Raw genomic sequence first — 26,461 nt, 5'->3', positions numbered from 1 at the left:
TCGCGGCCGCGCGCCGCTTTCCTGCTGGACTGACCGACATGACGATGAAGATTGGCTGCGCGCCCTGCTGCTGGGGCGTCGACGACGTGAAGAACCCGCACCTGCCGCCGTGGCGGCAGGTGCTCGCCGAGGCCGCACAGGCGGGCTATTCGGGCATCGAGCTCGGCCCGTACGGCTACATCCCGCTCGAGCTCGACGTGGTGAGTGCCGAGCTCGAGCGGCAGCGTTTGAGCATCACCGCCGGCACGATCTTCGACGACCTGGTGTCGCCGGAGAATCTCCCGAACCTGCTGCGCCAGACGCGCGAGATCTGCGCGCTGATCACGCGCTTGCCAAAGCTGCCGACGCAGCCGGGCCAGCGCCATGCGGCGCCGTATCTGGTCGTGATGGACTGGGGGCACGACGAACGCGACTACGCGGCCGGCCACGCCGATCGCGCGCCGCGCCTGTCCGCCGAACGCTGGGCGCGCATGGTCGACCACATTCGCGAAATCGCGACGATCGCGCGCGACGAATTCGGCGTGCGCGCGGTGATCCATCCGCATGCGGGCGGCTACATCGAGTTCGCGGACGAGATCGACCGGATCGTCGCCGACGTCGCGGCCGATACGGCGGGCCTCTGTCTCGACACCGGCCACCTTTACTACTCGGGGATGGATCCCGAGACATGGCTGCGCCGTCACGCGGCGCGGCTCGACTACGTGCATTTCAAGGATATCGACGCGGCCGTGTACGACGCGGTGATGGGCGAACACATCGCCTTCTTCGCGGCGTGCGCGCGTGGCGTGATGTGCCCGATCGGCACCGGCGTGCTCGACTACCGCGCGATCCGTCGCGCGCTCGACGATATCGGCTATGCGGGATACATCACGATCGAACAGGAGCGCGATCCGCGCAATGCCGGCACGAGCCTGCGCGACGTCGCGGCGAGCCGCGAGTTTCTCGCATCGGCCGGGTTCGCGTAATCGGCCGTCGGCCCGACCCTCTGCACACACTTTGAACACCTGAACACGGACAGGAACACGACAATCATGATCGACGGACAGATTCTGCTCGGACATTCGATTCCCTGGGGCATGGTCGGCGGCGGGCTCGGCAGCCAGATCGGCTACAGCCACCGGTCGGCCGCATTGCGAGACGGCAGCTTCCAGCTCGTTGCCGGCGCATTCGACATCGATGCCGAACGCGGGCGGCAATTCGGCGTGAAGCTCGGTGTCGACGCCGGGCGCTGCTATCCCGACTACCGGACGATGTTCGACGCCGAGGCGAAGCGTGCCGACGGCATCCGCGCGGTGTCGATCGCGACGCCGAACAACACGCACTTCGAAATTTGCCGCGCGGCGCTGAACGCGGGGCTGCACGTCGTATGCGAGAAGCCGCTGTGCTTCACGACCGAGGAGGCCGAGGCGCTGCAGCGGCTGTCGGTCGAGAAGAACCGCATCGTCGGCGTCGCGTACGGCTATTCCGGACACCAGATGATCGAGCAGGCGCGCGAAATGATTGCGCGCGGCGATCTCGGCGAGATCCGCATCGTGCAGATGCAGTTCGCGCACGGCTTTCACAGCGAGGGCGTCGAAGCCGCGAGCGCCGCCGCGCGCTGGCGCGTCGACCCGAAGTTCGCGGGGCCGAGCTACGTGCTCGGCGACATCGGCACGCATCCGCTGTACATCTCCGAAGTGATGGCGCCGGAACTGCGGATCAAACGGCTGATGTGCTCGCGGCAGAGCTTCGTGAAGAGTCGCGCGCCGCTCGAGGACAACGCGTTTACGATCATGGAATACGACACGGGCGCGATCGGCTACGTGTGGTCGAGCGCGGTGAACGCGGGCTCGATGCACGGGCAGAAGGTGCGCGTGATCGGCTCGAAGGCGAGCGTCGAATGGTGGGACGAACATCCGAACCAGTTGCGCTACGAGATCCAGGGGCAGCCCGCGCAGGTGCTCGATCGCGGAATGGGCTATCTGCATCCGCACGCATTGCGCGAGGACCGCATCGGCGCCGGGCATCCGGAAGGGCTGTTCGAAGCGTGGTCGAATCTGTACGCGCGCTTCGCGCTCGCGATGGATGCGGCCGATCGCGGCGACGCGCAGGCGTTGAAGAACATCCGCTTTCCGGATGTCCATGCGGGCGTCGAAGGCGTGCGGTGGGTCGAGAACTGCGTGCGGTCCGCCGATGCGGGCGGCGTATGGGTCGACTATCGGTGAGCAGGCGGTGAGCAAGCGGCGGCCGATGCGCGGCGTCGGCCGGCGGCCCAGGGCGGCTGCCGGCGACCCTCGGCGTCACCGTTCGCATCGGCGTCGGTAGACGCCCTAATCTTTACGGCTCGGCGACGGCGTTGGAAAATCGTTTCCATTCCGGCCGTGGAGCGTGTGTAGGTGATGATCGAGCGCGTGGGAGCGAGCGTGCGGCGCGGGCCGTGCCGCAAACGTGATTAAATTCGCCCTTCATGCATGTCCATAGGTGAGTCCCGGGCGCACGCGCAGGCGGCGCGCGGATCGGGGCCGTCAACTTCGCGCTATCCGATGAGTTCATCCGAGAAACCACCCGCCACCGTCGAGGCGTTCCTGCAGCATCTGACGCAGGAGTACGACGGCCTCAGCAATCGCCTGAAGGTGATTGCGCGTCACGTGGAAACGCATCGGGACCAGCTGGGCCTGGAAGGCATCCAGTCGCTCGCGGAGGCGTGCGGCGTGCAGCCGTCGGCCGTCGTCCGGTTCGCGAAGCATTTCGGCTTTTCGGGCTTCTCCGAGATGCAGCGGCTGTTCCGCGAGGGGCTGGCCCAGCAGATCGCGCCGGGCCGCGCGTACAACCTGCGGCTGCGCGACGTGATCGAATCGGGCGAGTCGAGCCTGCAGCCCGAGCAGATCGCCGACGAATTCATCAAGGGCAGCATTGCCGGCATGCAGCAGCTGCGGCAGACGCTCGACCCGCACGCGCTCGCACGGGCCGTCGACCTGCTCGCCGACACGCAGGCGATCTGGATCGCCGGCTCGCGCCGCGCGTTTCCGATCGCCGTGTATCTCGACTATGCGCTGCAGCACACCGACAAGCGCATCGGCCTGTTCAGCGCGCTCGGCAGCATGCATCTCGGCCAGATCCGCTCGGTGCGCGAAGGCGACGTGATGATCGTGATCTCGTTCATGCCGTACGCGGAAGAGACGGTGCAGGTCGCGCAGCAGGCCGTGCAGCGCGGCGCGCGCCTGATCGCGATCACCGACAGCCGGATGAGCCCGCTCGCGCGCGAGGCCGAGGTGACGCTGATGGTGCAGGACAGCGAGACGTTCGGGTTCCGTGCGCTGACCGCGACGATGGGCCTCGCGCAGAGCCTGTTCGTCGCGCTCGCGTACCGGCTCGAGCTGTCGTACCTGCCGACCGCCGACGGCGTACACGGTACGCAGGCCGGCTGACGCCGGCCTTCGATTCGCCGGCCGCCCGCGCATTCCATCGCCGGGCGGCACGTCGACCCCGCTTACTTCGCGGTCGGCATCGCGAATTCGGCGCCCTTGCCGATGCTCGACGCCCAGCGCTGCATCACCGACTTCTGGCGCGTGTAGAAGCGCACGCCTTCCTCGCCGTACGCGTGCATGTCGCCGAACAGGCTCTTCTTCCAGCCGCCGAAGCCGTGCCAGGCCATCGGCACCGGGATCGGCACGTTGATGCCGACCATGCCGACCTGGATGCGCCGCGCGAATTCGCGCGCGATGCCGCCGTCGCTCGTGAAGCATGCGACGCCGTTGCCGAATTCGTGTGCGTTGATCAGGTCGACCGCTGCGCCGAAGTCCTTCACGCGCACGCAGCCGAGCACCGGCCCGAAGATCTCTTCCTTGTAGATGCGCATGTCGGGGCTCACGTGATCGAACAGCGTGCCGCCGGTGAAGAAGCCTTCCTCGCGGCCCGGCACGCGCAGCCCGCGGCCGTCGACCACCAGTTGCGCGCCTTCGCTGACGCCTTGCCCGATATAACCTTCGATGCGCTTGAGCGCGTCGCCGGTGACGATCGGTCCCATCTCGACTTCCGGCGACATCCCGTCGCCGATCACCAGCTTGCGCGCGCGCTCGGCCACCAACGGCACGATCTTGTCGGCCACGTCGCCGACCAGCACCGCGATGCTGATCGCCATGCAGCGCTCGCCGGCCGAGCCGTACGCGGCGCCGATCAGCGCGTCGACCGCCTGCTCGATGTTCGCGTCCGGCATCACGACGAGATGGTTCTTCGCGCCGCCGAGCGCCTGCACGCGCTTGCCCGACTGCACCGCGCGCTGCTGCACGTAGGCCGCGATCGGCGTCGAGCCGACGAAGCTGACGGCCTGCACGTCCGGGTGGTCGAGGAGCGCGTCGACCGCGCCCTTGTCGCCTTGCACGACGTTGAACACGCCGGCGGGCAGGCCCGCCTGCGTGAGCAGGTCGGCGATGAACAGCGCCGCCGACGGGTCGCGTTCGCTCGGCTTCAGCACGAACGTGTTGCCCGTCGCGAGCGCGACCGGGAACATCCAGCACGGCACCATGCACGGGAAGTTGAACGGCGTGATACCCGCGACGACGCCGAGCGGCTGGCGCATCGTCCAGTTGTCGATGCCGGTGCTGACCTGCTCGGTGAAGTCGCCCTTCAGCAGTTGCGGCACGCCGCATGCGAATTCGATGATGTCGATGCCGCGCGCGACTTCGCCCTGCGCATCCGAGAACACCTTGCCGTGCTCGGCCGTGATGATGGCGGCCAGCGTGTCGCGGTGTTCGTTCATCAACTGCAGGAAGCGGTGCAGCACGCGGGCGCGGCGGATCGGCGGCGTGTCGGCCCAGGCCGGGAACGCCGCACGGGCGGACGCGACGGCGCGCTGCACTTCGTCGTCGCCGGCGAGCGCGACGCGGCGCACCGCGCGGCCGAGCGCCGGATTGAAGACGTCCTGGAAGCGGCCGCTGCGGCCGGCGACGGGCGCGCCGTCGATGTAGTGGCCGACGTCGGCGTCGGACGTATAGGCGGGAACCGTGGTCATGCGTGTCTCCTGGGCATGGGAATGGGGAGTGGACGGAACCTAGTCTAGGCAAAGCGGCGGGGCGGGAGAAGGCCGCGCAGCTTGATTCACTGTTCAGAATTCTGAATAATCGGCGGATGAATCAGCAAAATGTCCAGGCGCTCTGGCCGCATATCCACTCGCTGACGGTCCTCGCCGCGGCCGGCAGTTTCACGGCCGCCGCGCAGCGGCTCGGCATCAGCAAGGCCGCGATGAGCCAGCGCATCGCCGATCTCGAGAAGGCGGCCGGCGTGCCGCTCGTGCGGCGCACGACGCGCAGCGTGCGGCTCACCGACGCCGGGCAGACGCTGGTCGACAGCACGCGCGACGCGTTCGAATCGATCGGCCAGCACTTCGCGCGCGTGAAGGAGCTCGCCGGCGAGCCGCGCGGGCTGCTGCGGGTGACGGCGCCGGTCGCGCTCGGGCGCCAGCAGGTCGTGCCGCACCTGCCCGATTTCCTGCGGCAGCACCCGGGCGTGCACATCGAACTCGACCTGTCCGACCGGCTGCATTCGCTGACGCAGGAGGGCTTCGACCTCGCGATCCGCCATACGACGACCGCGCCGCAAACCCACGTCGCGTGGAAGCTGTGCGACACGCGTTCGCTGCTGGTCGCGAGCCGCGACTACCTCGACGCGCGCGGTGCGCCGCGCCACCCGAGCGAACTCGTCGACCACAGCTGCCTGTGCTACCTGCGCGACAACGAACCGGCCGCCTGGAGCTTCGAGCCGGACGGCCGGCGGCGCCAGCGCGTGAGCGTGCCGGTGCGCGGCAGCTTCGCGGCCAACAACAGCGAGGCGATGCGCGAGGCCGCGCTCGGCGGGCTCGGCATCGCGCTGCTGCCGGATTTCAGCGCGCAGCGCGATCTCGACGCCGGCCGGCTCGTCGCGCTGCTGGACGGCTGGCGGCCGTCGGGCGCGTTCGGCGACCACATCTTCGCGCTGCGGCCGTACAGCCCGGTCGTGCCGAGCGCGGTGCGCGCGCTCGTGCGGCACCTGCGCGAGCGGCTCGCGGGCGGGTTCGCGGGCGCCTGACGGGCGCTCGGCGGGCGCTTGGCATGACGAGCGCGTGCCGAGCGCGTGCCGAGCGCGGGCGCGCCGCGTTGCGCGGCCGGGCCCGGGCCGCGCGGGCAGGGGCGGCCGCGCTGCGGTAAAATCGCCGCTTCCTCCCGCGCCCGTGTGGCGCGTCATTCGAAGGTCGACAGCCGATGCAGATTCACAAGGAAGTGGACGCGCGCGGGCTCAATTGCCCGTTGCCGATCCTGCGCGCCAAGAAAGCGCTCGCCGATATGGAGAGCGGGCAGATCCTCAAGGTGCTCGCGACCGATCCGGGTTCGCAGCGCGATTTCGCCGCGTTCGCGAAGCAGACGGGCAACGAGATCGTCGAAGTGACGACCCAGGACAAGACCTTCGTGTTCCTGATGCGCCGCCGCTGACGGCCCGCATCTCGCGCCCCTTGCGGCGCCCGCTCGCGCACCGCCCGCTGCGGTCCGCCGCGCCAACGGCGCGACACGAGCGCCAGCACAGACCCTCGCCCAGGCGCCTGTTCCATGGGAAAGCGCTCGTCTGACGCCTCTGACAATTCTTAAACCTCGCCGCACGACCGGCTGCGTATACTGACCCGGCCGGTCGTCCGTCTCGGATGAATGCACCGGCCACGGTACGTCATACGAGGCGGGCACGGGGGCCATGCCTGACGCTGCCGTCGTACAAACGGGGAGAGGACATGTCCTTCAGACCAGGGACCATTCGAAGTCCGTCCGCAGCGGAATGCATCGCGCCCGCACGTGCGGCGGGGTTGAGCCGGATCGAGCTCGACCCGCAACGGGATCGCCACGCGCGTGCCGCGCTCGAGGCGTATGCCGATTCGGCGGCGGCCGAGATGCCGTGGCTGGCCGAATCGCTCGACGAACGGCTGCGCGGCGCCGCGCGGGACGACGGCACGGGCTTCACGTATTGCGGCGCGACGATCGGGCGCGTGCTCGATCTCGCGCAGGCGTGGGCGGCGAGCCAGCCCGACTATGCGGCGCCGGCGTGGGAGCGCGTGCGCAGCCAGCTGGAGCGGATGCTGGGGCAGCCCACGCTGGGCCAGCCGGAAGCGCCGCCAGTTGCGCGACGGGAAGGATTATTCGAATAAAGGACCGTAGTCCGCGCAATTTCTTGGCGAATTTCATACTACTATGATGAAATCGCCGGTTCGTCCGTGCCCTGTTTTTGAGATGGGTTGCCGGGGCGCCGTATCGCGCAGGTTGCGCGCTCGGCAAACGACGGCTCGCCGGCCGGTGTCGGACGCCGCGCGCATGTTGCGCGGCGGGATGAGTGCGGGGAGCTGAACTGGACGAATCGATTTCGATTTGCGGGGTGCTATGAGAATTGCTGTACTGGATGATGATCCGGCCCAGACGGATTTCGTCAGTCAAACGCTGACGGCCGCCGGCCACACGTGCTATGCGTTCAAGGAAGGCAAGGCCCTGAAGAAGCGTCTGCAGCGCGAGACGTTCGATCTGCTCGTGCTCGACTGGAACGTGCCCGACATGTCCGGCGAGGAAGTGCTCAAGTGGGTGCGTGCGAACCAGACCGAGCACAGCCTGCCGATCATCTTCATGACGAGCCGCGACGACGAGGCGGGGATCACGCAGATCCTCAACGCCGGCGCGGACGATTACGTGGTCAAGCCCGTGTCGGGCCCGATCCTGCGCGCGCGCATCGGCTCGCTGCTGCGCCGCGCGTATCCGGTCAACGCGGAGGCGACCGTTCGCGAGTTCGACCAGTTCCGCTTCGACGTGAACCTGAAGCAGGCGTATGTCGGCGACAAGGCCGTGAGCCTCACGCAGAAGGAATTCGAGCTCGCGCTGCTGCTGTTCCAGCACCTCGACCGGCCGCTGTCGCGCGCGCACATTCTCGATCTCGTGTGGAAGCAGGCGACCGACATCCCGTCGCGCACGATGGACACGCACATCTCGATGCTGCGCACGAAGCTCGGCCTGCGGCCGGAAAACGGCTATCGCCTCGCGCCGATCTACGGCTACGGCTACCGGCTCGAGCGGGTCGGCCAGGGAGAGCCGGAGTGACCCGGCGCATCACGCAGCGCACGGCGAGCCTGCGCACGGCGGCACTGCATGCGGCGTGCGCGGTCGCGTTTGCGTTCGCGGCGCAGCAGGCCGTCGCGCAGCCGAGCGCTGCCGCGGGCAAGATGGTCGTCTACCGCACGCATGCCGGCGACACGCTGTACGACGTCGCCGCGCGCTACCTGCAGGGCCCGGACGACTGGCAGTTGCTGCAACGGATCAACGGCGTGCCCGCGCCGAAACACCTCCAGCCCGACATCGCGCTGAAGCTGCCGGCCGCGCGGCTGCGCAAGGAAAAGCTGACCGCGCGCGTCGTCGCGGTGCAGGGCACGGCCGAGCGCGCGTCCGGCGGCGCGTACGCGCCGCTCGCGAACGATGCGACGCTGACCGAGGGCGACCGCGTGCGCACGGGCGCGAACGGCTTCCTGACGCTCGAACTGGCCGACGGCACGCATATGAGCCTGCCGCCCGACAGCCAGCTCGACCTGAAGACCTTGCGCCGTACCGTGCTGACCGGCACGCTCGATCGCGAGTTCGAGCTCACGCGCGGCTCGGTCGACAGCGAGGTCACGCATCTGAAGAAGCGCGACGACCGCTTCCAGATCCGCTCGCCGTCGGTCGTGGCCGGCGTGCGCGGCACGCGGTTCCGCGTGAACTACGACGCCGCCGGCAACGCGGCGACGCGTGTCGAGGTGCTCGACGGCACCGTCGGCGTCGCGGGCAAGCAGCAGCCGGCCGACCCGACGCTCGTGCATGCGAACTTCGGCAGCGTCACGACGTCGTCCGGCGCGGTCGGCGCACCCGTGCAGCTGCTGCCGGCGCCCGCGCTCACGCATCCGGACAAGGTGCAGGACGAGCCCGACCTCACGTTCGACGTCGCGCCGCTCGAGCATGCGCATGCCTATCACCTGCAACTCGCGCGCGACGCGGGCATGCTCGAACTGTTCAGCGAAACGCGCACGGTCTCGTCGCGTGCGGTGTTCCGCGAGGTGCCGAACGGCACGTACTTCGTCCGGATTTCCGCGATCGACGACAACGGCCTCGAAGGCATGCCGCACATTTACGCGTTCGAGCGGCGCCTGATGGGGCTCGATGCGAGCGCGTCGCCCGGCCCGGACGGCTACGAGTTCCGCTGGGCGCCGAACGACGCGGCCAAGGACGCGCGTTATCGGTTCGTGCTGTCGCGCTCGAAGGACCTGAGCGCGCCGGTCGTCGACCAGATGGGCCTGAAGGCGCGCCGGATCACGGTCTCCCACCTTCCGCCCGGCGACTACTACTGGGCGGTGACGGTCGAGGAGTTCGAGGGCGGCAAGTTCTATCAGAAGACGAGTCCGGTCAGCGCGTTCACGTTGTCGCGCTGACCCGCGGCGCATGAAAACCGACTCCGTTTCCCCGCGGCGGCGCCTCGGCCGCCGCTTCCTGATCGAGTGGATCGCGATCGGCTGCCTCGGGATCGCGGTGATTCTCGCGTGCGCGCTCGGCCGGCTGTCGTCGAGCGTCGACGGGCTGATCTACGACCGGCTGCTGATGCTGCGCAGCCTGCCGCTGTCGCCCGACGTCGTCGTCGTCGACATCGACAACCAGAGCGTGTCCGCACTCGGCCGCTGGCCGTGGTCGCGCAGCGTGCACGCGCGGCTGCTCGACACGCTGGCGCGTGCGCAGCCGGCCGCGGTCGTCTACGACGTGCTGTTTACCGAGCAGTCGCCGGAGGATCGCGCGTTCGCCGACGCCATGGCCCGTGTGCCGACCTTCCTGCCCGTCTTGCTGAGCCCCGAACAGGCGGACGGCACGCGCACCGTCGATCCGCCGGTGGCGGAGCTGTCGGCACGCACGATGGGACTTGGCCACATCAATCTCGAAGTCGATCCCGACGGCATCGTGCGTAGCGTCGCGCTGTTCGAAAGCGACGGCCGCGTGCGCTGGCCGCAGCTGATGGTGCCCGTCTATCGTGCGATCCAGGCCGGCCGGCTGCATCCGGTCGGCGGCACGCCCGGCGCGCAAGCGCACGACCTGTCGCGCGACGCGACCGGCGACGGCCGCTACCTGATTCCGTTCAGCCGCAACACGCCCGCGTATCCGACGCTGTCGTTCGACGACGTGCTCGAAGGGCGCGTGAAACCCGACGCGCTGCGCGGCAAGATCGTCGTCGTCGGCGTGACGGCGTCGGGCCTCTACGACCGCTTCGCGACGCCGGTGTCGGGCGACTTCGGTCCGCTCGCCGGCGTGTACATCCATGCGAACGTGCTCGACATGCTGACGACTGGCAGCGCGATCCTGCCTGCATCGCGTGCCGGACTCTTCGCCGCATCGCTGCTGCCGCTCGCCGTGCTGCTGGGCGGCTTCCTGATGCTGTCGCCGTGGCGCGCGCTGCTGCTGACGCTGAGCCTGGCCGCGCTGGCCGTCGTCGCGAGCCTGGCGCTGCTGTTCGAGGCGCGCGTGTGGCTGTCGCCCGCGCCGGCCATCTTCGGGCTGGTCGCCGTCTACCCGATCTGGAACTGGCGGCGCCTGGAAATGACGATGTCGTACCTGCGCCGCGAGCTGCAGCGGCTCGCCGATGAGCCGCACCTGCTGCCCGAGGCGCCGCGCACGCGCAGCGTCGGCGGCGACGTGCTCGAACGGCAGATGGCGCTGATGGCGCAGGCCGCGCAGCGCGTGCAGGACATGAAGCGCTTCGTGTGGGACAGCCTCGACAGCATGCCGGAGCCGATCTTCGTCACCGACCTGGCCGGCACCGTGCTGATCGCGAACCATGCGGCGAAGCGCTACGGTTCGCGGCTCGCGCTGCCGGTGCCGGAAGGGCGGCCGCTGCGCGCCGCGCTCGGCGAGCTGACCTTCATGAAGACCGTCGACGGCAACGCCGAACACGACGTCACGATCCGCGCACACTGGCCGGACGCGCTCGACCCGACGCTCGGGGCCGAAGACGAAGCGATGGCGCGCGGCATCGAGGTGCGCGATCGCGACGGGCTCGACCATCTGTTACGCTACGCCCCGTGTACGAACGCGCAGGGCCGCGTGACGGGCTGGATCGCCGGTCTGGTCGACGTGACCGAGCTGCACGCGGCCGAGCGGCAGCGCGAGGAGGCGCTGCACCTGCTGTCGCACGACATGCGCTCGCCGCAGTCGTCGATCCTCGCGCTCGTCGAGATCGAGCGCGATCGCGTCGAAACCGACGCGATGCGCGGGCTGCTCGCGCGGATCGAGCGCTATGCGCACCGTGCGCTGTCGCTCGCCGACGAGTTCGTGCAGCTGGCGCGCGCGGAGTCGCAGGCGTACCAGCTCGAACCGACGAGCCTGGTCGACGTGCTGATCGACGCGAGCGACGAAGTCTGGCCGCAGGCGCAGGCAAAGCGCATCCGCATCGAGACCGACGTCGGGGCCGACATGTGCTGGACGCGCGCCGACCGCTCGCTGATCACACGCGCGTTCGTCAACCTGCTGAACAACGCAGTCAAATACAGTCCGTCCGACACGGTGATCGCGTGTACGCTGTCGGTCGAGCATGCATCGAAGCGGATCTTCTGTACGATTCGCGATCAGGGGTACGGCATCGCGCCGGAAGATCTGCAGCATCTGTTCGAGCGTTTCAAGCGGTTCCATGCCGGCGAGCGGCCCGAAATCTCGGGCTCCGGGCTCGGCATGGCATTCGTGAAGACGGTCGTCACGCGCCACGGCGGCAGCGTGACGGTCGACAGCGAAGTGGGTGTCGGCACCGCGGTGACGGTGTCGCTGCCCGCGATCGACGAGCCGTCCGCCTGACAGGGCCGGGCACGACGGCAGGCATTTGGGGGAAGTCATGAGAAAGGAATGGGCAGCGGCCGCGCTGGCGGCGTCGCTGTTGACGGGTTGCGCCGGCGTCACGACCGGCGTGAGCGCGCTCGGGCAGCCGAATGCGTTCGCATCCGGTGCGCACGGCTACGATTTCGTTCGCACGGCCGCTCAGGCCGACGATGCCGAATACCGGCAGATCGAGACGCTCGTGCACGACGAGCTCGCGCAGCGCGGCTTCGACGCGCAGCCTGGCCAGGCCGCGCGCTACCGGCTGTCGATCGCGTATGCGACGCAGCCGGCGTCGGTCGCGGCGACGGCCGACCAGTGCGGCGCGGCAAGCAGCGCGTGCGTGACCGTCGACGGACCGGCGCCGTTCGCGCTGCCGTTCGCGGGCAAGGTGTACCGCCACGTGCTGACGCTGCGTTTCGTCGATGCGAAGACGGGCGTCGACGTCTATCGCGTGTCGGCGTCGCTGCGCGATCGCGATGCGCTCACGCAGCAGGCCGCGCCGACGCTCGTGAAGAGCGCGCTCGCGAAGCTGCCGTTCGAGCAGGGTGACGGCTGGCTCGTGAAGACGAAAAAAGACGACGCGGGCGCAATGCCGGGCGTCGTCTCGGTGAAGCCGGCCGTCACGCGCTGACGCGCCGGCCGTGAGGCGAGGGCGGCCCGCCGGGGAGGCGAGGCCGGCCCGTGCCGCGTTCAGGCAGCCGGTTGCCCGTTGCCGCGCGCGCGCAGGTACGCGTCGAAGTCGGTGCCGACTTCCGGGTGGCGCAGCGCGAACTCGACCGTCGCCTTCAGGTAGCCGAGCTTGCTGCCGCAGTCATAGCGCGTGCCCTGGTACTTGTAGGCCAGCACCTGTTCGTCGGCGAGCAGCGCCTGGATCGCGTCGGTGAGCTGCAGCTCGCCGCCCGCGCCCGGCTTCAGCGCACGCAGGTGTTCGAAGATCCGCGGCTTCAGGATGTAGCGGCCGACCACGCCGAGGTTCGACGGCGCGACTTCCGGCTCCGGTTTCTCGACGATCGCCGACATCTTGACGATCGACTCTTCCCACTCCTTGCCGTCGACGATGCCGTACGACTTCGTCTCCGACGGCGGGATCTCTTCCACGCCGATCACCGAGCTGTGATAGTGGTCGAACACGTCGACCATCTGCTTCATCACGGGCGGGTTGCCGTCGAGCAGGTCGTCGGCGAGGATCACCGCGAACGGATTGTCGGCGACGAGCTTCTCCGCGCACAGCACCGCATGGCCGAGGCCGAGCGCTTCCGGCTGGCGCACGTAGAAGCAGTCGACATGGCTCGGCTTGATGCTGCGCACGAGCTCGAGCAGCTTCTCCTTGCCGCGCGCCTCGAGTTCGGCCTCGACCTCGTACGACTTGTCGAAGTGATCCTCGATCGCGCGCTTGCTGCGCCCGGTCACGAAGATCATCTCGGTGATGCCCGCGGCGATCGCTTCCTCGACTGCGTACTGGATCAGCGGCTTGTCGACGACGGGCAGCATTTCCTTCGGGCTCGCCTTCGTTGCCGGGAGGAACCGCGTGCCGAGACCGGCAACGGGGAATACCGCCTTGGTGACTTTCAACATGATCGAACCTTTATTCCTGTAATCGACTTGTCAGACAGCCTATGTTCACGTTCCGATTATAGTGAACGCAAACGACCTTACCGTTTGTTACGCAGGCAACCGATCGAGCTGAGCGCGCAGTTTTTCCAGCGTGCTCTGGAATTCGGCGACGCGCTTCTGCTCCTGCTCGACCACGGCCGGCGGGGCTTTCGCGACGAACGCCTCGTTGCCGAGCTTCGCATTGCACTTCGCGATCTCGCCCGTCAGGCGCGCGATTTCCTTCGACAGGCGCTCGCGTTCGGCCGCGACGTCGATTTCCACCTTCAGCACCAGCTTGTTCGGGCCCACGATCGCGATCGGCGCGCCGTGCGCTTCCTTGTCGAGGGTCGCTTCGTCGGCCAGGATCTGCACTTCCGACAGGCGCGCGAGCGCTTGCACGTACGGCGCGAACGAGCGCAGGCGCTCGGCATCGCCGGCCGCGAGCAGCGGCACCTTGGTCGCCGGCGACAGGTTCATCTCGCCGCGCAGGTTGCGGCATGCGTCGACGATCGCCTTCAGGTCGGCCGCCCATTGTTCGGACGCCTCGTCGATCTTCTGCAGGTTCGCGACCGGATACGCCTGCGTCATCAGCGACGCTTCGCCCTCGGCCTGGCCTTGCGGATAACGGCCGGCGAGCGGCGCGACCTTCTGCCAGAGCGCTTCGGTGATGAACGGGATGATCGGGTGCGCGAGGCGCAGCACCGTTTCCAGCACGCGCAGCAGCGTGCGGCGCGTCGCGCGCTGCTGTTCCGGCGTGCCGTTCTGGATCTGCACCTTCGCGAGTTCGAGGTACCAGTCGCAGTACTCGTCCCACACGAACTTGTAGATGCTGGTCGCGATGTTGTCGAAGCGGTAATCGGCGAAGCCCTTCGCGATGTCGGCCTCGGTGCGCTGCAGGAGCGACACGATCCAGCGGTCGGCCGCCGAGAAGTCGAGGTAGCCGCCGGGGCCGCAGTCGCCCGCGCCGCACACTTCCGGCTTGTCGGCGCCGCAGTCGTGGCCTTCGCAGTTCATCAGCACGAAGCGCGTCGCGTTCCACAGCTTGTTGCAGAAGTTGCGATAGCCTTCGCAGCGCGCGAGGTCGAAGTTCACGTTGCGGCCGAGCGTCGCCATCGACGCCATCGTGAAGCGCAGCGCGTCGGTGCCGAACGCGGCGATGCCGTCCGGGAATTCCTTGCGCGTCTTCTTCTCGATGGTCGCGGCCTGCTTCGGGTTCATCAGGCCGGTCGTGCGCTTCGCGACCAGCGTTTCGAGGTCGATGCCGTCGACGATGTCGATCGGGTCGAGCGTGTTGCCCTTGCTCTTCGACATCTTCTGGCCTTCCGCGTCGCGCACGAGACCGTGCACGTAGACGGTGTGGAACGGCACCTTGCCGGTGAAGTGCGTCGTCATCATCACCATCCGGGCGACCCAGAAGAAGATGATGTCGAAGCCGGTGACGAGCACCGACGACGGCAGGAAGTGCTGCAGTTCAGGCGTTTCGTTCGGCCAGCCGAGCGACGAGAACGGCACGAGCGCCGACGAGAACCACGTGTCGAGCACGTCCTCGTCGCGCTTCAGCGCACCGGTGTAGCCCTTCGCGGTGGCCTGCGCGCGCGCCTCTTCCTCGTTGCGCGCGACGAACACCTCGCCGTTCTCGCCGTACCAGGCGGGAATCTGGTGGCCCCACCACAGCTGGCGCGAGATGCACCAGTCCTGGATGTTCTCGAGCCACTGGTAGTAGGTGGTCGTCCAGTTTTCCGGCACGAACTTGATCTGGCCGCTGCGCACGACGTCGAGCGACGTTTCGGTGATCGACTTGCCCGGGTTGAACGTGCCTTCCGGCGCCGGCTTCGTCATCGCGACGAACCACTGGTCGGTCAGCATCGGCTCGATAACGACGCCCGTGCGGTCGCCGCGCGGCACCATCAGCTTGTGCGGCTTCACGGAGTCGAGGAAGCCCTCCGCATCGAGGTCGGCGACGATCGCACGGCGCGCGTCGAAGCGGTCGAGGCCGCGATACTGCGCGGGGCCGTTGTCGTTGATCTTCGCGTCGAGCGTGAGGATCTCGATCGGCGCGAGGTTGTGGCGCAGGCCGACCTGGTAGTCGTTGAAGTCGTGCGCGGGCGTGACCTTCACGACGCCCGTGCCGAACTCGCGATCGACGTAGTCGTCGGCGATCACCGGGATCTCGCGGCCCGTCAGCGGCAGCGTGACGAGCTTGCCGATCAGGTGCGCGTAGCGCTCGTCTTCCGGGTGGACCATCAGCGCGACGTCGCCGAGCATCGTTTCCGGACGCGTGGTCGCGACGGTCAGCGAGCCCGAACCGTCGACGAGCGGGTAGCGGATGTGCCACAGGTGGCCGTTTTCCTCCTCGCTCGCGACTTCGAGATCCGACACCGCGGTGAGCAGCACCGGATCCCAGTTCACGAGGCGCTTGCCGCGGTAGATCAGGCCCTGTTCGTAGAGCGTGACGAACACGTCGCGCACGGCGGCCGACATCTTGTCGTCCATCGTGAAATATTCGCGCGACCAGTCGGTCGACGCGCCGAGGCGGCGCACCTGGCCCGTGATCGTCGAGCCGGACTGCTGCTTCCACTCCCACACGCGCTCGACGAACTTCTCGCGGCCGAGGTCATGGCGCGATACGCCCTGCGCGTCGAGCTGGCGCTCGACGACGATCTGGGTCGCGATCCCCGCGTGGTCGGTGCCGGGCACCCACAGCGTGTTCTCGCCGAGCATCCGGTGGTAGCGGGCGAGGCCGTCCATGATCGTCTGGTTGAACGCGTGGCCCATGTGCAGCGTGCCGGTGACGTTCGGCGGCGGCAGCTGGATCGCGAAATCGGGGCGCGCCGGGTCGAATGCCGGGGCGGCATAGCCGCGTTTTTCCCACTCCGGCCCCCATTGGGACTCGATGGTGTGGGGCTCGAAACTCTTCGCAAGCGTGCTGTCGCTCATGGTTGGAAATCTGCCGAAAAATGCGTGAATTGGATGCCGAATCTGACAATTATAAATGGATGCACATCGGCCAGCCATCGCTTGCCCGCGCGGGCGGGTCGCAAGGGGCGTGCAGCGCGGGCGACGGCCCGCGGCACATCGGATCGGAAACGGCATCGCGCGGCCGACTTATAATGGCGGGTCCGCATTTTTCTCGCACGTCCGCTGCCGCTCCATGCCCGATCTGCTCGCCAATCTGAACCCTGAACAATACGCCGCCGTCACGCTGCCGAACGAACCGGCGCTGATCCTCGCGGGGGCGGGCAGCGGCAAGACCCGCGTGCTGATCACGCGTATCGCGTGGCTGATCCAGCAGGGCTACGCATCGCCGGCCACCGTGCTCGCCGTCACCTTCACGAACAAGGCCGCGCGCGAGATGATGGCGCGGCTGTCGGCGATGATGCCGATCGACACGCGCGGGATGTGGATCGGCACGTTCCACGGGCTGTGCAACCGGATGCTGCGCACGCACTGGCGCGACGCCGGCCTGCCGCAGACCTTCCAGATCCTCGACACGGCCGACCAGCTGTCGGCGATCAAGCGGCTGATGAAGGCGGCGAACGTCGACGACGAGAAATACCCGCCGAAGAACGTCCAGTACTTCATCAACAACGCGAAAGAGCAGGGGCTGCGGCCCGACAAGGTCGACGCGTCCGACAACTTCAACCGCAAGTTCGTCGAGCTGTACCAGGCGTACGACCAGCAGTGCCAGCGCGAGGGCGTCGTCGATTTCCCCGAGCTGCTGCTGCGCTGCTACGAGCTGCTCGCGTACAACGCGCCGCTGCGCGCGCACTACCAGGCGCGTTTCAGGCACATCCTCGTCGACGAGTTCCAGGACACCAACAAGCTGCAGTACGCGTGGCTCAAGATGCTCGCGGGCGGCGAGAACGCGATCTTCGCGGTCGGCGACGACGACCAGTCGATCTACGCGTTCCGCGGCGCGAACGTCGGCAACATGCGCGACTTCGAAGACGAATTCCGCGTGCGCAACCTGATCAAGCTCGAGCAGAACTACCGGTCGCACGGCAACATCCTCGATGCGGCGAACCAGCTGATCTCGAACAACGCGCATCGCCTCGGCAAGAACCTGCGCACCGACGCCGGCCATGGCGAGCCCGTGCGCGTGTACGAGGCGAGCACCGATGCGCAGGAAGCCGGCTGGATCGTCGAGGAGATCCGCTCGCTGATCAACACCGGGATGTCGCGCAGCGAGGTGGCCGTCCTGTATCGCAGCAACGCGCAGTCGCGCGCGATCGAGCACACGCTGATGACGTCGGGCATTCCGTATCGCGTGTACGGCGGCCTGCGCTTCTTCGAGCGCCAGGAAGTGAAGCACGCGCTCGCGTACCTGCGGCTGATCGACAATCCGAACGACGACACCGCGTTCGTGCGCGTCGTGAATTTCCCGACGCGCGGGATCGGCGCGCGCTCGATCGAGCAGCTCGCGGACGCCGCGCGCCTGTACGACTGCTCGATGGCCGCCGCGATTCCGTACGTGACCGGCAAGGCCGGCACGAGCCTCGGCGCGTTCGCAACGCTGATCGCGAAGATGCGCGCCGAGACGCAGCAGATGAGCCTGCCTGAGACGGTCGAATACGTCGTGCGCGCGAGCGGCCTCGCCGATTTCTACCAGGGCGAGCGCGAAGGCCAGGACCGCCTCGAGAACCTGCAGGAACTCGTGAACGCGGCCACCGCGTTCGTCAGCGAGGAAGGCTACGGGCTCGACGCACCGGCCCGCTCGATTCCGCTGCGCGCGGGTGCGATCGCGGCGCCGGAGCTCGGCGTGGACGCAGGCGATCCGTCGGTCGACGTGCTCGACCCGGCGCCGCTCGGCGATCCCGCGCAGAATCCCGACACGATGACGCCGCTCGCGGGTTTCCTGTCGCACGCATCGCTGGAGGCCGGCGACAACCAGGCACAGGCCGGCCAGGACGCGGTGCAGCTGATGACGGTGCACGCGGCGAAGGGCCTCGAATTCTCGGCCGTGTTCATCACCGGCCTCGAGGAAGGGCTGTTCCCGCACGAGAACAGCGTGCTCGAATCGGACGGCCTCGAGGAAGAGCGCCGGCTGATGTACGTCGCGATCACGCGCGCGAAGGAGCGGCTCTACCTGTCGTTCGCGCAGAGCCGGATGCTGCACGGCCAGACGCGCTACAACGTGCGCTCGCGCTTCTTCGACGAACTGCCGGAGCACGTGCTGAAGTGGCTCACGCCGAAGGTCGAGGCTGGCTCGCGCTGGGGCGGCCGCTCGGACAATGCCGGCTGGGGGCGCGACTGGTTCGCGCGGCCGGGCGGCGGCAGCCGCGAGCAGGTGGTCGACGCGGCGGTCACCGCGCCGCTGCCGGCCTTCGCGAACAAGCAGCGCGCGGCCGACACCGGGTTCCGCGTCGGCCAGCAGGTCTTCCATACCAAGTTCGGCGAGGGCACGGTCACCGCGCTCGAAGGCAACGGCGCCGATGCGAAGGCGCAGGTGAAGTTCAAGCGGCACGGCGAGAAGTGGCTCGCGCTGGCGGTCGCGAAACTGCAGGCGGTGGAATGATGAGCATCGACATGGTTGAAACGGTATCGACGCGTCCGCTCGGCATTCTGGCCGCGCTGCCCGAGGAGCTCGGCGACCTGATCGCCGCGATGCGCGCCGACGGCGTGATGAAGACGATCACGCTCGGCCGCCGCGATTACCACGTCGGCACCGTGCACGGCGCGGCCTGCGTCGTCACGCTCGCGCGGGTCGGCAAGGTCGCGGCCTCCGCCACCGTCAGTGCGCTGATCCACGTGTTCGGCGTGTCCGGCGTCGTGTTCACCGGTGTCGCCGGCGGCGTGTCGTGCACGGTGCGTATCGGCGACGTCGTCGTCGCCGATACGCTGCTGCAGCACGATCTCGATGCGTCGCCACTGTTTCCGCGCTACGAGGTGCCGCTGCTCGGCATCACGCGGTTCGCGACCGACGCGGCGCTGACGGCCCGCCTGAAGGCCGCGTGCACGCTGTTCGTCGCCGAGGAGGGCGCGCAGTTCGCCGCGCGTTTCGGGCTCGCCGGCGGGACGCTGCATGGCGGGCTGATCATCAGCGGCGACCGCTTCGTGTCGAGCGAGCGGGAAGTCGTCGCGCTGCGCGACGCGCTGCCGGACGCGCTCGCGGTCGAGATGGAAGGCGCGGCGATCGCGCAGGTATGCGCCGAACACGACGTGCCGTTCGCCATCGTGCGCACGATCTCCGATACGGCCGACGATCACGCGACGCAGTCGTTCTCGCACTTCCTGTCGGCGATCGCGAGCAGCTATTCGTCCGGCATCCTGAAGCGGTTCCTGACGTTGCATGCGACGACGGCGGCCTGAGCCGCCGTCATATTTTCGCTTCAAGCTGATCGACCGGCCGCGGCACCCAAGCCACGGCCGTTTCGTCACGCCTTCTTGCGCCGGCTGCTTTCGAGGTTCGGCAGGAACACCGTCAGCACGCCGATCAGCGGCAGGAACGAGCACACCTTGTAGACGAACGTGATGCTCGTCGCGTCGGCGAGCTGGCCGAGCACGGCGGCGCCCACGCCGCCCAGGCCGAACGCGAAGCCGAAGAACAGGCCCGCGACCATCCCGACCTTGCCGGGCATCAGCTCCGTCGCATAGACGAGGATCGCGGCGAACGCCGACGCCAGCACGACGCCGATGATCACGCTCAGCACGCTCGTCCAGAACAGGTTCGCGTACGGCAGCAGCAGCGTGAACGGCGCAACGCCGAGGATCGACACCCAGATCACGTACTTGCGGCCGATCCGGTCGCCGACCGGCCCGCCGATCAGCGTGCCGGCCGCGACCGCCGCGAGGAACACGAACAGGTGGATCTGCGCGGCCTGCACCGACAGGTGGAACTTGTCGATCAGGTAGAACGTGAAATAGCTGTTGATGCTCGCGAGATAGAAGTACTTCGAGAACACCAGCAGCACCAGCACGCCGATCGCGGCGAGCACGCGGCCCGGCGACAGCGTCGGATGGCCGGCCGGCGCCGCCTTCTTCTTCATCGACGGATGCTTCTTGTACCAGTGGCCGATCTGCGTGAGCACGACCATCGCGACGAGCGCGGCCGCCGAGAACCACGCGATGCTGTGCTGGCCGTGCGGGATGATCACCAGCGCGGCGAGCAGCGGCCCGAGTGCCGAACCGGCGTTGCCGCCGACCTGGAACAGCGACTGCGCGAGCCCGTGCTGGCCGCCCGACGCCATCCGCGCGACGCGCGACGATTCCGGATGGAACACCGACGAGCCGCAGCCGACCAGCGCCGCCGCCGCCAGCAGCGTCGCGAAGTTCGGCGCGGCCGACATCAGCAGCAGCCCCGCGAGCGTGAAGCCCATCCCGACCGGCAGCGAATACGGCTTCGGCCGCTTGTCCGTATACAGGCCGACGAGCGGCTGCAGCAGCGACGCGGTGATCTGGTAGGTCAGCGTGATCAGGCCGATCTGCGCGAACGACAGCGCGAACTGGCTCTTGAGCATCGGATAGATCGCGAGGATCAACGACTGGATCATGTCGTTGAGCATGTGCGAGAAGCTGATCGCGCCGAGCACCGGATAGACGGTACGCGGGGCGCGTGGAGCAGACGGCTGGGCTGCGGCGGCGGTGCCGGCGCCCGTATCGAGGCTGGTTTCCATGTGAGCTGAGCGAGTTGAGGTGACGGGACGCGCTCTGATGGGATCGGCGCGTTCGAATCGTTGTTGCGTCAAAGAAGTCTAATGTGGCGTATCGAGAATGTCCGGCCAAGTTTTGTCGCGATTCGGACATTGCTACGACGATTCGACCCATTGCCCCCTTTTTTGACCGGGTATAACGCTGCGGCGTGTCCGCCTTTCGTCGCGCCGCGCGGGACCGGATCGGTGTTTGTCCGGACTCAAGGCGTGCCGATCGAGGCCGTAGAAGACGCAACGACAACACAGGCGCGCCGCGCCCGGCACCGGCCACGAGCCGGACGGGTGCAGGACGCGCGGCATGACGGGCCATTGCGGGAATGCCGGCCGCCGGAACCGACCTTTCCGGCGGCACGATCAATACGGGGAAATATCGATGAAAGCAGCTTCATTGCATCCGCGGCCGGTTGCGGCCACAGCCGCGGCCGACGCAGCCGCCAGGCCCGCCTTGCGGCACGCGCGCGCAGCCCGGCGCGAACGCCGGACGTGGACCGTCAAGGCGACGTTGCGCGCCGCGTTCGCGATCCTGCTGGCCGGCACGCTCGCGATCGGCGTGTTCTCGCTGTGGCAGATCAGCCGGCTGAACGCGTCGATTGCGTCGGTCTACGAGCAGGGGCACGTCGCGAGCCGGGCGGCGGAGGAAGTGCGCGCCGAGGTGCTGCGCGCGAGCCGCGCGCAGAAGATGCTGCTGACCGCCACCACCGCGAAGGAACGCGACGACCTGGGCGCCGAAGTCGGCGCGGGGCTCGCGTCGATCGGCCAGGCGCTCGCGACGCTGCAGCATTACGCGGATCCGGCCGATGCGGACGATTCCGCGCGACTGCGCGCATTCTCGCTGGCGGTCGGCACGTGGAGCGGCCATCTGCGCGATTTCGTCGCGCTCGTGCAGGCGCAGCCGCTCGACCTGTCGCAGATGAACTGGCAGGTCGGCACGCAGGACGTGTCGCTGCTGGTCGAGACCGGCAAGCTCGAGAAGCTCGTCGCGATGCTCGTGAAGACGCGCGGCGCGAAGTCGAAGGCGACGCTCGATGCATCCGCAACGATCTTCTCGTCGTCGTTCGCGATGATCGCGGCGATGACGGCCGCGCTGATCGTGCTGGCGATCGCGATCGCCGAGCGGGTCGTGCGCCGCCTCGCCTCGCAGCTCGGCGGCGAGCCCGCGGAGGCGAAGGCGATCGCCGCCGACATCGCGCGCGGCGACCTGACGCGGCCGATTCCGCTCGGCCGGCACGACCGCGACAGCATGGTGCGCGCGCTGTCCGACATGCAGTCCGGGCTTGCGGCGACCGTCGGCGAGATCGCCGTCAGCGCCGAGGCGATCGCGGCCGCGTCCGGCGAGATCTCGACCGGCAACCTCGACCTGTCGCGGCGCACCGAGCAGCAGGCCGTCGCGCTCGAGCGCACCGCGGCCAGCATGGAAGAGCTCACGTCGACCGTGCGGCAGAACGCCGAGAACGCGCGTCAGGCGAGCGCGCTCGCGGCCAATGCGTCGGCCGTCGCGGAGGCGGGCGGCGAAGTCGTCGGTCGCGTGGTCGCGACGATGAGCGAGATCGACGACAGCGCGAAGAACATTCGCGACATCATCGGTACGATCGAGGGGATCGCGTTCCAGACCAACATTCTCGCGTTGAACGCGGCGGTCGAGGCGGCGCGCGCGGGTGAGCAGGGGCGCGGTTTTTCGGTGGTCGCGGGCGAGGTGCGGCTGCTCGCGCAGCGCGCGGCGACCGCGGCGAAGGAGATCCGTACGCTGATCGGCGCGTCGGTCGAGCGCGTCGCGAACGGCGCGGCGCTCGCGCACGATGCGGGCCGCACGATGGACGACGTGGTGCGGGCGGTCAAGCGCGTGACCGACATCATCGGCGAGATCTCGGCGGCGTCGGACGAGCAGAGCGCCGGGATCGACGAGATCGGCCGCGCGGTCACGCAGATGGATGCCGGCACGCAGCAGAACGCCGCGCTCGTCGAGCAGGCGGCCGCCGCGGCGAATGCGCTCGACGAACAGGCGCAGGCGCTCAAGTCGCTGGTCGGACGCTTTCGCATCGCGGCGTAGGCGTCCGGCCGTCGGCGCTTACGACTTCTTCCGCTGGTCCGGATCGATGATGACCGTGCAGGTCGTGCCCGCCGACAGCACCACGTCGGCCGGCACCTCGTCGATGCGGATGCGCACCGGCACGCGCTGCGCGAGGCGCACCCAGTTGAAGGTCGGGTTCACGTCCGCGACGAGGTCGCGGCTTTGCGGGTTGTCGCGATCGTAGATGCCGCGCGAAATGCTCTCGACGTGGCCCTTCATCACGCCGCCGCTCATCAGCCGCATCTCGGCCGGCGCGCCGACCTTCACGCGCGGCAGCTTGGTTTCCTCGAAGTAGCCGTAGACCCAGAACGAATGGCTGTCGACGATCGCGAGCTTCGCCTGGCCGGCCACCGCGTAGTTGCCCTTGAACGTCTGCAGGTTCGTGATGTAGCCGTCGACCGGTGCGACCACGCGCGTGCGTTCGAGGTTGAGCTTCGCGGCGTCGAGCGCGGCGATCGCCTGCTGGTACTGCGCATCGGCGCTCGACGCGCTGTGCGCCGCGTTCTCGCGGTTTTCCTTCGACACGACGAGCGCGTCGAGGTCGGCACGACGGGCCGCGTCGTCGCGGCGCATCTGCAGTTCCGCGCGGCGGGCGGCGACGGCCGCCTGCGCCTGCTCGACCGCGATCTGGTAGTGCGACGGGTCGATCTGCATGATCAGGTCACCCTTTTTCACGAGCTGGTTGTCATGCACGGGCAGCTCGACGATCGCGCCCGACACGTCCGGTGCGACGTTGACGATTTCGGCACGGACGCGCCCGTCGCGCGTCCAGGGATCGTCCATGTAGTGCACCCACAGCGAGCGCCCGATCAGGATCGCGACGAGAAGGATGATGGCGGTCGCGACGAAGCCGAAGAGTTTTCTGAGAATCATGATGGTTCGGAATCAACGGTAAACGGCAAGACTCAGTCCGCCGCAAATGCAGACGAGAAGGCACGCGCGAAACAGCGACGGGTGCCAGACGAGACGGTAGAGGCCCGTGTAGGCGAGCAGGCGGTCGACGGCCCAGGTCGCGAGCGCGCCCAGGACGAACATCAGGACCACCGTGGGCATGTAGGCATCGAGAATGGCGATTTCACGCGGCATCATGACGAGGCTCCTTGTTGGGGACGCACGGGGCGGTTGCGGTTGAGCGGCTCGAGCGGCGATTCCGGATCGAGCAGCGCCGTGCGTACGAAATGCAGATGGCTCAGGATGCGCTGCAGCCGGTGGCGCTCCTCGCGCGACGGCGTGAACGCATCGAGCGTTTGCCGGGTCGCGTCGATCGCGGCGTTGACCGCGGCGAGCGCCGCGTCGAAGCGCGCCGCGTCCGGCTTGCGGAACAGCGCGGACAGCGCGGCGCGCAGCGTCTCGATCGCGCGGCGCCACGGTGTCGTCGGCGCATAGCGCGGGTCGGACGGCAGCGTCGCCAGCTCCGCGCGCAGGTCGAGCGCGGCATTGCCCGTTTCCAGCACCGCGAACATCCAGCGCAGCGCGTCGCGCTGCACGTCGGGCTGGTCGGCCGACAGCGTGTGCGCCTGGTACATCAGGTCGCGCGCGCCGCTCTCGAAGCGCGTGCGCAAGCCGGCCAGCCGTGCGTGGCACGCCGCGACCACCTGGTGGCGCAGGTCGGCGAACAGCCGCTTCTTGAGCCACGGCGCGGTCGGCGGGAACAGCACCGCAAACGCGATCGCCGAGACGAGCATCGACAGCACCAGCGCGAGCGCGTCGTTCATGAAGCTCGTCGGGTCGTAGTGCGTGATGTTGTCGGGGCCGGCGAGGAAGCTGAAGAAGATCAGGTAGCCCATCCCGTAGCCGGCGAGCTTCGGCTTCAGCGTCATGAAGATGCCGATCGCGAGCAGCGGCGCGAGGGCCACGCACAGCAGCGGGAAGCCGTCGATGTGCGGGTAGATGCCGAACGTCAGCAGGAAGCCCGTGCAGACGGCCAGCGCGGTGCCCATGCCCATCTGTGCGGACATCGCGGTCGGGCGCGGCGTCGACGACGCGAGCGCGCAGGTGGCCGCCGCCGTCAGCGTCAGCGTCACGCCGCTCGGCCACGCGGTCGCGATCCAGAACGCGCCGAGCACGAGAATCACGGTCGCGGTGCGAATCGCGGCGATCACCATCGCCGTCAGGTTGGTGCGCGGCTCGTAGCGCTCGATCCAGCGCTCGCGCTCGTGCGTCGCGGTCGACAGCGACGCGTAGGTCGCCGCGTATTCGTGCAGGTCCGTGATGAAGCGGTACAGCAGCTCGGTGGCCGTGTCGAAGTCGAGCAGCGGGAAATCCGGCTGCGTCTCGAGCGCGGCGCGCGTCGCGCGGATGCGGCGCGGCAGCGCGTCGCGCCACGCGAGCAACTGTTCGGCGGCGAGCGCGGCGTCGGCCGACGAGCGCACCGGCTCGCCGTTGCGCGTCAGAAGCGGCGCGATTTCGCGGAAGTACGGCTCGATCGCATCGATCGCGGCCTGCGCGCCGGCCGCGCGCAGTCGGTTCATCAACTGGTGCAGCGCGTGGAAGCGGCTCGATACGCTCATGAACTCGCTGTTCAGGCGCGCGAGACGGCCGCTGCGCATCCGCGTGTCCGGATCCTCGAACACGGCCATGCTGCGCGCCGCTTCGAAGCCGACCACGTCCGCGACGAAGCGCGTATGGATGGTTTCGATGTGCGCGCGGTCGAGCTGGCCCGACAGTGCCGCCGCGACGTAGTCGACGAAGCTGCTGAAGCGCTTGCGCACCGTCGTGCGCATCTGCTCGCCGGTGTACTGCGGAAACACCAGCGCGCTGACGACGCCTGCCGACACGATCCCGACCATGATCTCGGCGACCCGCGTCATCGCGCTCATGAACGCGCCGTCGGGGTGTTGCGATGCCGGCAGCCCGATCAGCGCGGTCGTGTAACCGGCGAGCAGGAAGCCGTAGCTGCGGAAATTGCGGTTGCGCGCGGCGCCGGCCGTGCACAGCGCGACCCACAGCGCGACGGCCAAGAGGAACAGCTGCGGCTGCTGCGGGAACAGCCCGACGAACGTGAGCGTCGCGATCAGCCCGAAGATCGTGCCGGCGACCCGGTAGAAGCTCTTCGCGAGCACCGCGCCGCTTTGCGGCTGCATCACGATGAACACCGTGGTCATCGCCGTCTTCGGGGCCGGCAGGTCGAGCCGCATCGACACGCCGGTCGCGATGAACGCGGCGAGCAGCGCCTTGAACAGGTAGAGCCACGCGGCGCCGTCGCTGCGGGCCCAGTCGCCGAAGGCGGCGTACCAGGCCGCGAGCGCGCCGCCGGCGTGCGTGGAAGCGGGGGAGGAGGCTGACATGACGGTCGC

The 26,461-nt window shown here is 68.5% G+C and carries 20 protein-coding genes; 13 read left to right on the top strand and 7 right to left on the bottom strand.

Annotated elements, in window-relative coordinates:
• The first annotated feature begins 38 nt into the window (after positions 1 to 38).
• The 3 genes from DIE16_RS27040 to DIE16_RS27030 all read left to right on the top strand — a co-directional run bounded on the left by DIE16_RS27040 (position 39) and on the right by DIE16_RS27030 (position 3,407).
• On the top strand, positions 39 to 965 hold the full coding sequence (locus DIE16_RS27040) for a TIM barrel protein (RefSeq protein ID WP_124488954.1): 927 nt from the start codon (positions 39 to 41) through the stop codon (positions 963 to 965).
• A 66-nt stretch (positions 966 to 1,031) separates the two neighbouring features.
• Complete coding sequence (locus DIE16_RS27035) at positions 1,032 to 2,204, top strand: Gfo/Idh/MocA family protein (RefSeq protein ID WP_044846091.1); 1,173 nt, start codon at positions 1,032 to 1,034, stop codon at positions 2,202 to 2,204.
• Positions 2,205 to 2,522: 318 nt separating this feature from the next.
• Positions 2,523 to 3,407, top strand: coding sequence for a MurR/RpiR family transcriptional regulator (locus tag DIE16_RS27030; protein WP_124488956.1), 885 nt, complete (start codon positions 2,523 to 2,525; stop codon positions 3,405 to 3,407).
• A gap of 62 nt (positions 3,408 to 3,469) precedes the next feature.
• Here the strand turns inward: DIE16_RS27030 and DIE16_RS27025 are convergent, their stop codons facing one another.
• Positions 3,470 to 4,990, bottom strand: coding sequence for a CoA-acylating methylmalonate-semialdehyde dehydrogenase (locus DIE16_RS27025; RefSeq protein WP_124893743.1), 1,521 nt, complete (start codon positions 4,988 to 4,990; stop codon positions 3,470 to 3,472).
• 116 nt (positions 4,991 to 5,106) lie between these two features.
• Here DIE16_RS27025 and DIE16_RS27020 point away from each other — a divergent pair, with 116 nt between their 5' ends.
• The 7 genes from DIE16_RS27020 to DIE16_RS26990 all read left to right on the top strand — a co-directional run bounded on the left by DIE16_RS27020 (position 5,107) and on the right by DIE16_RS26990 (position 12,486).
• Positions 5,107 to 6,042 carry a LysR family transcriptional regulator gene (locus DIE16_RS27020; RefSeq protein WP_124893742.1) on the top strand — a complete coding sequence of 312 codons (936 nt, stop codon included), beginning with the start codon at positions 5,107 to 5,109 and terminating at the stop codon, positions 6,040 to 6,042.
• A 173-nt stretch (positions 6,043 to 6,215) separates the two neighbouring features.
• A complete protein-coding gene (locus tag DIE16_RS27015) occupies positions 6,216 to 6,443 on the top strand; it encodes a sulfurtransferase TusA family protein (protein WP_006753156.1) in 228 nt (75 codons plus the stop codon).
• A gap of 290 nt (positions 6,444 to 6,733) precedes the next feature.
• Complete coding sequence (locus DIE16_RS27010) at positions 6,734 to 7,144, top strand: peptidase (protein WP_124893741.1); 411 nt, start codon at positions 6,734 to 6,736, stop codon at positions 7,142 to 7,144.
• A 229-nt stretch (positions 7,145 to 7,373) separates the two neighbouring features.
• Positions 7,374 to 8,078 carry a response regulator transcription factor gene (locus DIE16_RS27005; protein WP_006402120.1) on the top strand — a complete coding sequence of 235 codons (705 nt, stop codon included), beginning with the start codon at positions 7,374 to 7,376 and terminating at the stop codon, positions 8,076 to 8,078.
• Positions 8,075 to 9,436, top strand: coding sequence for a FecR domain-containing protein (locus DIE16_RS27000; protein WP_124893740.1), 1,362 nt, complete (start codon positions 8,075 to 8,077; stop codon positions 9,434 to 9,436). Before DIE16_RS27005 ends, DIE16_RS27000 begins: the two co-directional genes overlap by 4 nt.
• A 10-nt stretch (positions 9,437 to 9,446) precedes the next feature.
• The gene (locus tag DIE16_RS26995; RefSeq protein ID WP_124893739.1) at positions 9,447 to 11,834 is read left to right on the top strand and encodes a CHASE2 domain-containing protein; all 2,388 of its coding nucleotides are present in this window, start codon (positions 9,447 to 9,449) and stop codon (positions 11,832 to 11,834) included.
• Between the two features lie 37 nt (positions 11,835 to 11,871).
• Positions 11,872 to 12,486, top strand: a complete 615-nt coding sequence (locus DIE16_RS26990) for a DUF4136 domain-containing protein (RefSeq protein ID WP_044846084.1) — start codon at positions 11,872 to 11,874, stop codon at positions 12,484 to 12,486.
• A gap of 59 nt (positions 12,487 to 12,545) precedes the next feature.
• Here DIE16_RS26990 and galU read toward each other — a convergent pair whose 3' ends face one another.
• Positions 12,546 to 13,430, bottom strand: a complete 885-nt coding sequence (gene galU, locus DIE16_RS26985) for a UTP--glucose-1-phosphate uridylyltransferase GalU (RefSeq protein ID WP_044846083.1) — start codon at positions 13,428 to 13,430, stop codon at positions 12,546 to 12,548.
• An 87-nt stretch (positions 13,431 to 13,517) separates the two neighbouring features.
• Complete coding sequence (locus tag DIE16_RS26980; protein WP_124893761.1) at positions 13,518 to 16,385, bottom strand: valine--tRNA ligase; 2,868 nt, start codon at positions 16,383 to 16,385, stop codon at positions 13,518 to 13,520.
• A 214-nt stretch (positions 16,386 to 16,599) separates the two neighbouring features.
• On the opposite strand from DIE16_RS26980, the gene DIE16_RS26970 reads away from it, so the two are divergent.
• Both DIE16_RS26970 and DIE16_RS26965 read left to right on the top strand, forming a co-directional pair.
• Positions 16,600 to 18,963: a UvrD-helicase domain-containing protein gene (locus DIE16_RS26970; RefSeq protein WP_124523046.1), complete on the top strand. Its 2,364-nt coding sequence runs from the start codon at positions 16,600 to 16,602 to the stop codon at positions 18,961 to 18,963.
• Positions 18,960 to 19,757 (top strand): 5'-methylthioadenosine/adenosylhomocysteine nucleosidase, encoded by a 798-nt coding sequence (locus tag DIE16_RS26965; protein ID WP_124893738.1) that lies wholly within the window; start codon positions 18,960 to 18,962, stop codon positions 19,755 to 19,757. Before DIE16_RS26970 ends, DIE16_RS26965 begins: the two co-directional genes overlap by 4 nt.
• Before the next feature lie 65 nt (positions 19,758 to 19,822).
• On the opposite strand, the gene DIE16_RS26960 is transcribed toward DIE16_RS26965, so the two are convergent.
• Complete coding sequence (locus DIE16_RS26960) at positions 19,823 to 21,061, bottom strand: MFS transporter (protein WP_044846078.1); 1,239 nt, start codon at positions 21,059 to 21,061, stop codon at positions 19,823 to 19,825.
• 409 nt (positions 21,062 to 21,470) lie between these two features.
• On the opposite strand from DIE16_RS26960, the gene DIE16_RS26955 reads away from it, so the two are divergent.
• Positions 21,471 to 23,144 (top strand): methyl-accepting chemotaxis protein, encoded by a 1,674-nt coding sequence (locus DIE16_RS26955; RefSeq protein WP_124893737.1) that lies wholly within the window; start codon positions 21,471 to 21,473, stop codon positions 23,142 to 23,144.
• Positions 23,145 to 23,162: 18 nt separating this feature from the next.
• On the opposite strand, the gene DIE16_RS26950 is transcribed toward DIE16_RS26955, so the two are convergent.
• The 3 genes from DIE16_RS26950 to DIE16_RS26940 are packed head-to-tail and all read right to left on the bottom strand — an operon-like array spanning position 23,163 to position 26,452.
• Positions 23,163 to 24,038 (bottom strand): HlyD family secretion protein, encoded by an 876-nt coding sequence (locus DIE16_RS26950; RefSeq protein ID WP_044846076.1) that lies wholly within the window; start codon positions 24,036 to 24,038, stop codon positions 23,163 to 23,165.
• A 12-nt stretch (positions 24,039 to 24,050) separates the two neighbouring features.
• Entirely contained in the window at positions 24,051 to 24,254 is a 204-nt protein-coding gene (locus tag DIE16_RS26945) for a DUF1656 domain-containing protein (protein ID WP_011351756.1), read from the bottom strand.
• Positions 24,251 to 26,452 carry an FUSC family protein gene (locus tag DIE16_RS26940; RefSeq protein WP_124893736.1) on the bottom strand — a complete coding sequence of 734 codons (2,202 nt, stop codon included), beginning with the start codon at positions 26,450 to 26,452 and terminating at the stop codon, positions 24,251 to 24,253. The genes DIE16_RS26945 and DIE16_RS26940 overlap by 4 nt, the downstream gene beginning before the upstream one ends.
• Positions 26,453 to 26,461 lie beyond the last annotated feature (9 nt).

This window comes from Burkholderia sp. Bp9090, from assembly GCF_003857985.1.
In the GTDB taxonomy this organism is placed as follows: Bacteria; Pseudomonadota; Gammaproteobacteria; order Burkholderiales; family Burkholderiaceae; genus Burkholderia.
The sequence above is the reverse complement of the archived record's forward strand: the minus strand, read 5'-3'. Positions and strand labels throughout refer to the sequence as shown.

Coding starts and splice junctions, on each gene's coding strand:
- DIE16_RS27040 (WP_124488954.1), top strand. CDS start 39: ATGACGATGAAGATTGGCTGCGCGCCCTGCTGCTGGGGCGTCGACGAC.
- DIE16_RS27035 (WP_044846091.1), top strand. CDS start 1,032: ATGATCGACGGACAGATTCTGCTCGGACATTCGATTCCCTGGGGCATG.
- DIE16_RS27030 (WP_124488956.1), top strand. CDS start 2,523: ATGAGTTCATCCGAGAAACCACCCGCCACCGTCGAGGCGTTCCTGCAG.
- DIE16_RS27025 (WP_124893743.1), bottom strand. CDS start 4,990: ATGACCACGGTTCCCGCCTATACGTCCGACGCCGACGTCGGCCACTAC.
- DIE16_RS27020 (WP_124893742.1), top strand. CDS start 5,107: ATGAATCAGCAAAATGTCCAGGCGCTCTGGCCGCATATCCACTCGCTG.
- DIE16_RS27015 (WP_006753156.1), top strand. CDS start 6,216: ATGCAGATTCACAAGGAAGTGGACGCGCGCGGGCTCAATTGCCCGTTG.
- DIE16_RS27010 (WP_124893741.1), top strand. CDS start 6,734: ATGTCCTTCAGACCAGGGACCATTCGAAGTCCGTCCGCAGCGGAATGC.
- DIE16_RS27005 (WP_006402120.1), top strand. CDS start 7,374: ATGAGAATTGCTGTACTGGATGATGATCCGGCCCAGACGGATTTCGTC.
- DIE16_RS26995 (WP_124893739.1), top strand. CDS start 9,447: ATGAAAACCGACTCCGTTTCCCCGCGGCGGCGCCTCGGCCGCCGCTTC.
- DIE16_RS26990 (WP_044846084.1), top strand. CDS start 11,872: ATGAGAAAGGAATGGGCAGCGGCCGCGCTGGCGGCGTCGCTGTTGACG.
- galU (WP_044846083.1), bottom strand. CDS start 13,430: ATGTTGAAAGTCACCAAGGCGGTATTCCCCGTTGCCGGTCTCGGCACG.
- DIE16_RS26980 (WP_124893761.1), bottom strand. CDS start 16,385: ATGAGCGACAGCACGCTTGCGAAGAGTTTCGAGCCCCACACCATCGAG.
- DIE16_RS26970 (WP_124523046.1), top strand. CDS start 16,600: ATGCCCGATCTGCTCGCCAATCTGAACCCTGAACAATACGCCGCCGTC.
- DIE16_RS26965 (WP_124893738.1), top strand. CDS start 18,960: ATGATGAGCATCGACATGGTTGAAACGGTATCGACGCGTCCGCTCGGC.
- DIE16_RS26960 (WP_044846078.1), bottom strand. CDS start 21,061: ATGGAAACCAGCCTCGATACGGGCGCCGGCACCGCCGCCGCAGCCCAG.
- DIE16_RS26955 (WP_124893737.1), top strand. CDS start 21,471: ATGAAAGCAGCTTCATTGCATCCGCGGCCGGTTGCGGCCACAGCCGCG.
- DIE16_RS26950 (WP_044846076.1), bottom strand. CDS start 24,038: ATGATTCTCAGAAAACTCTTCGGCTTCGTCGCGACCGCCATCATCCTT.
- DIE16_RS26945 (WP_011351756.1), bottom strand. CDS start 24,254: ATGATGCCGCGTGAAATCGCCATTCTCGATGCCTACATGCCCACGGTG.
- DIE16_RS26940 (WP_124893736.1), bottom strand. CDS start 26,452: ATGTCAGCCTCCTCCCCCGCTTCCACGCACGCCGGCGGCGCGCTCGCG.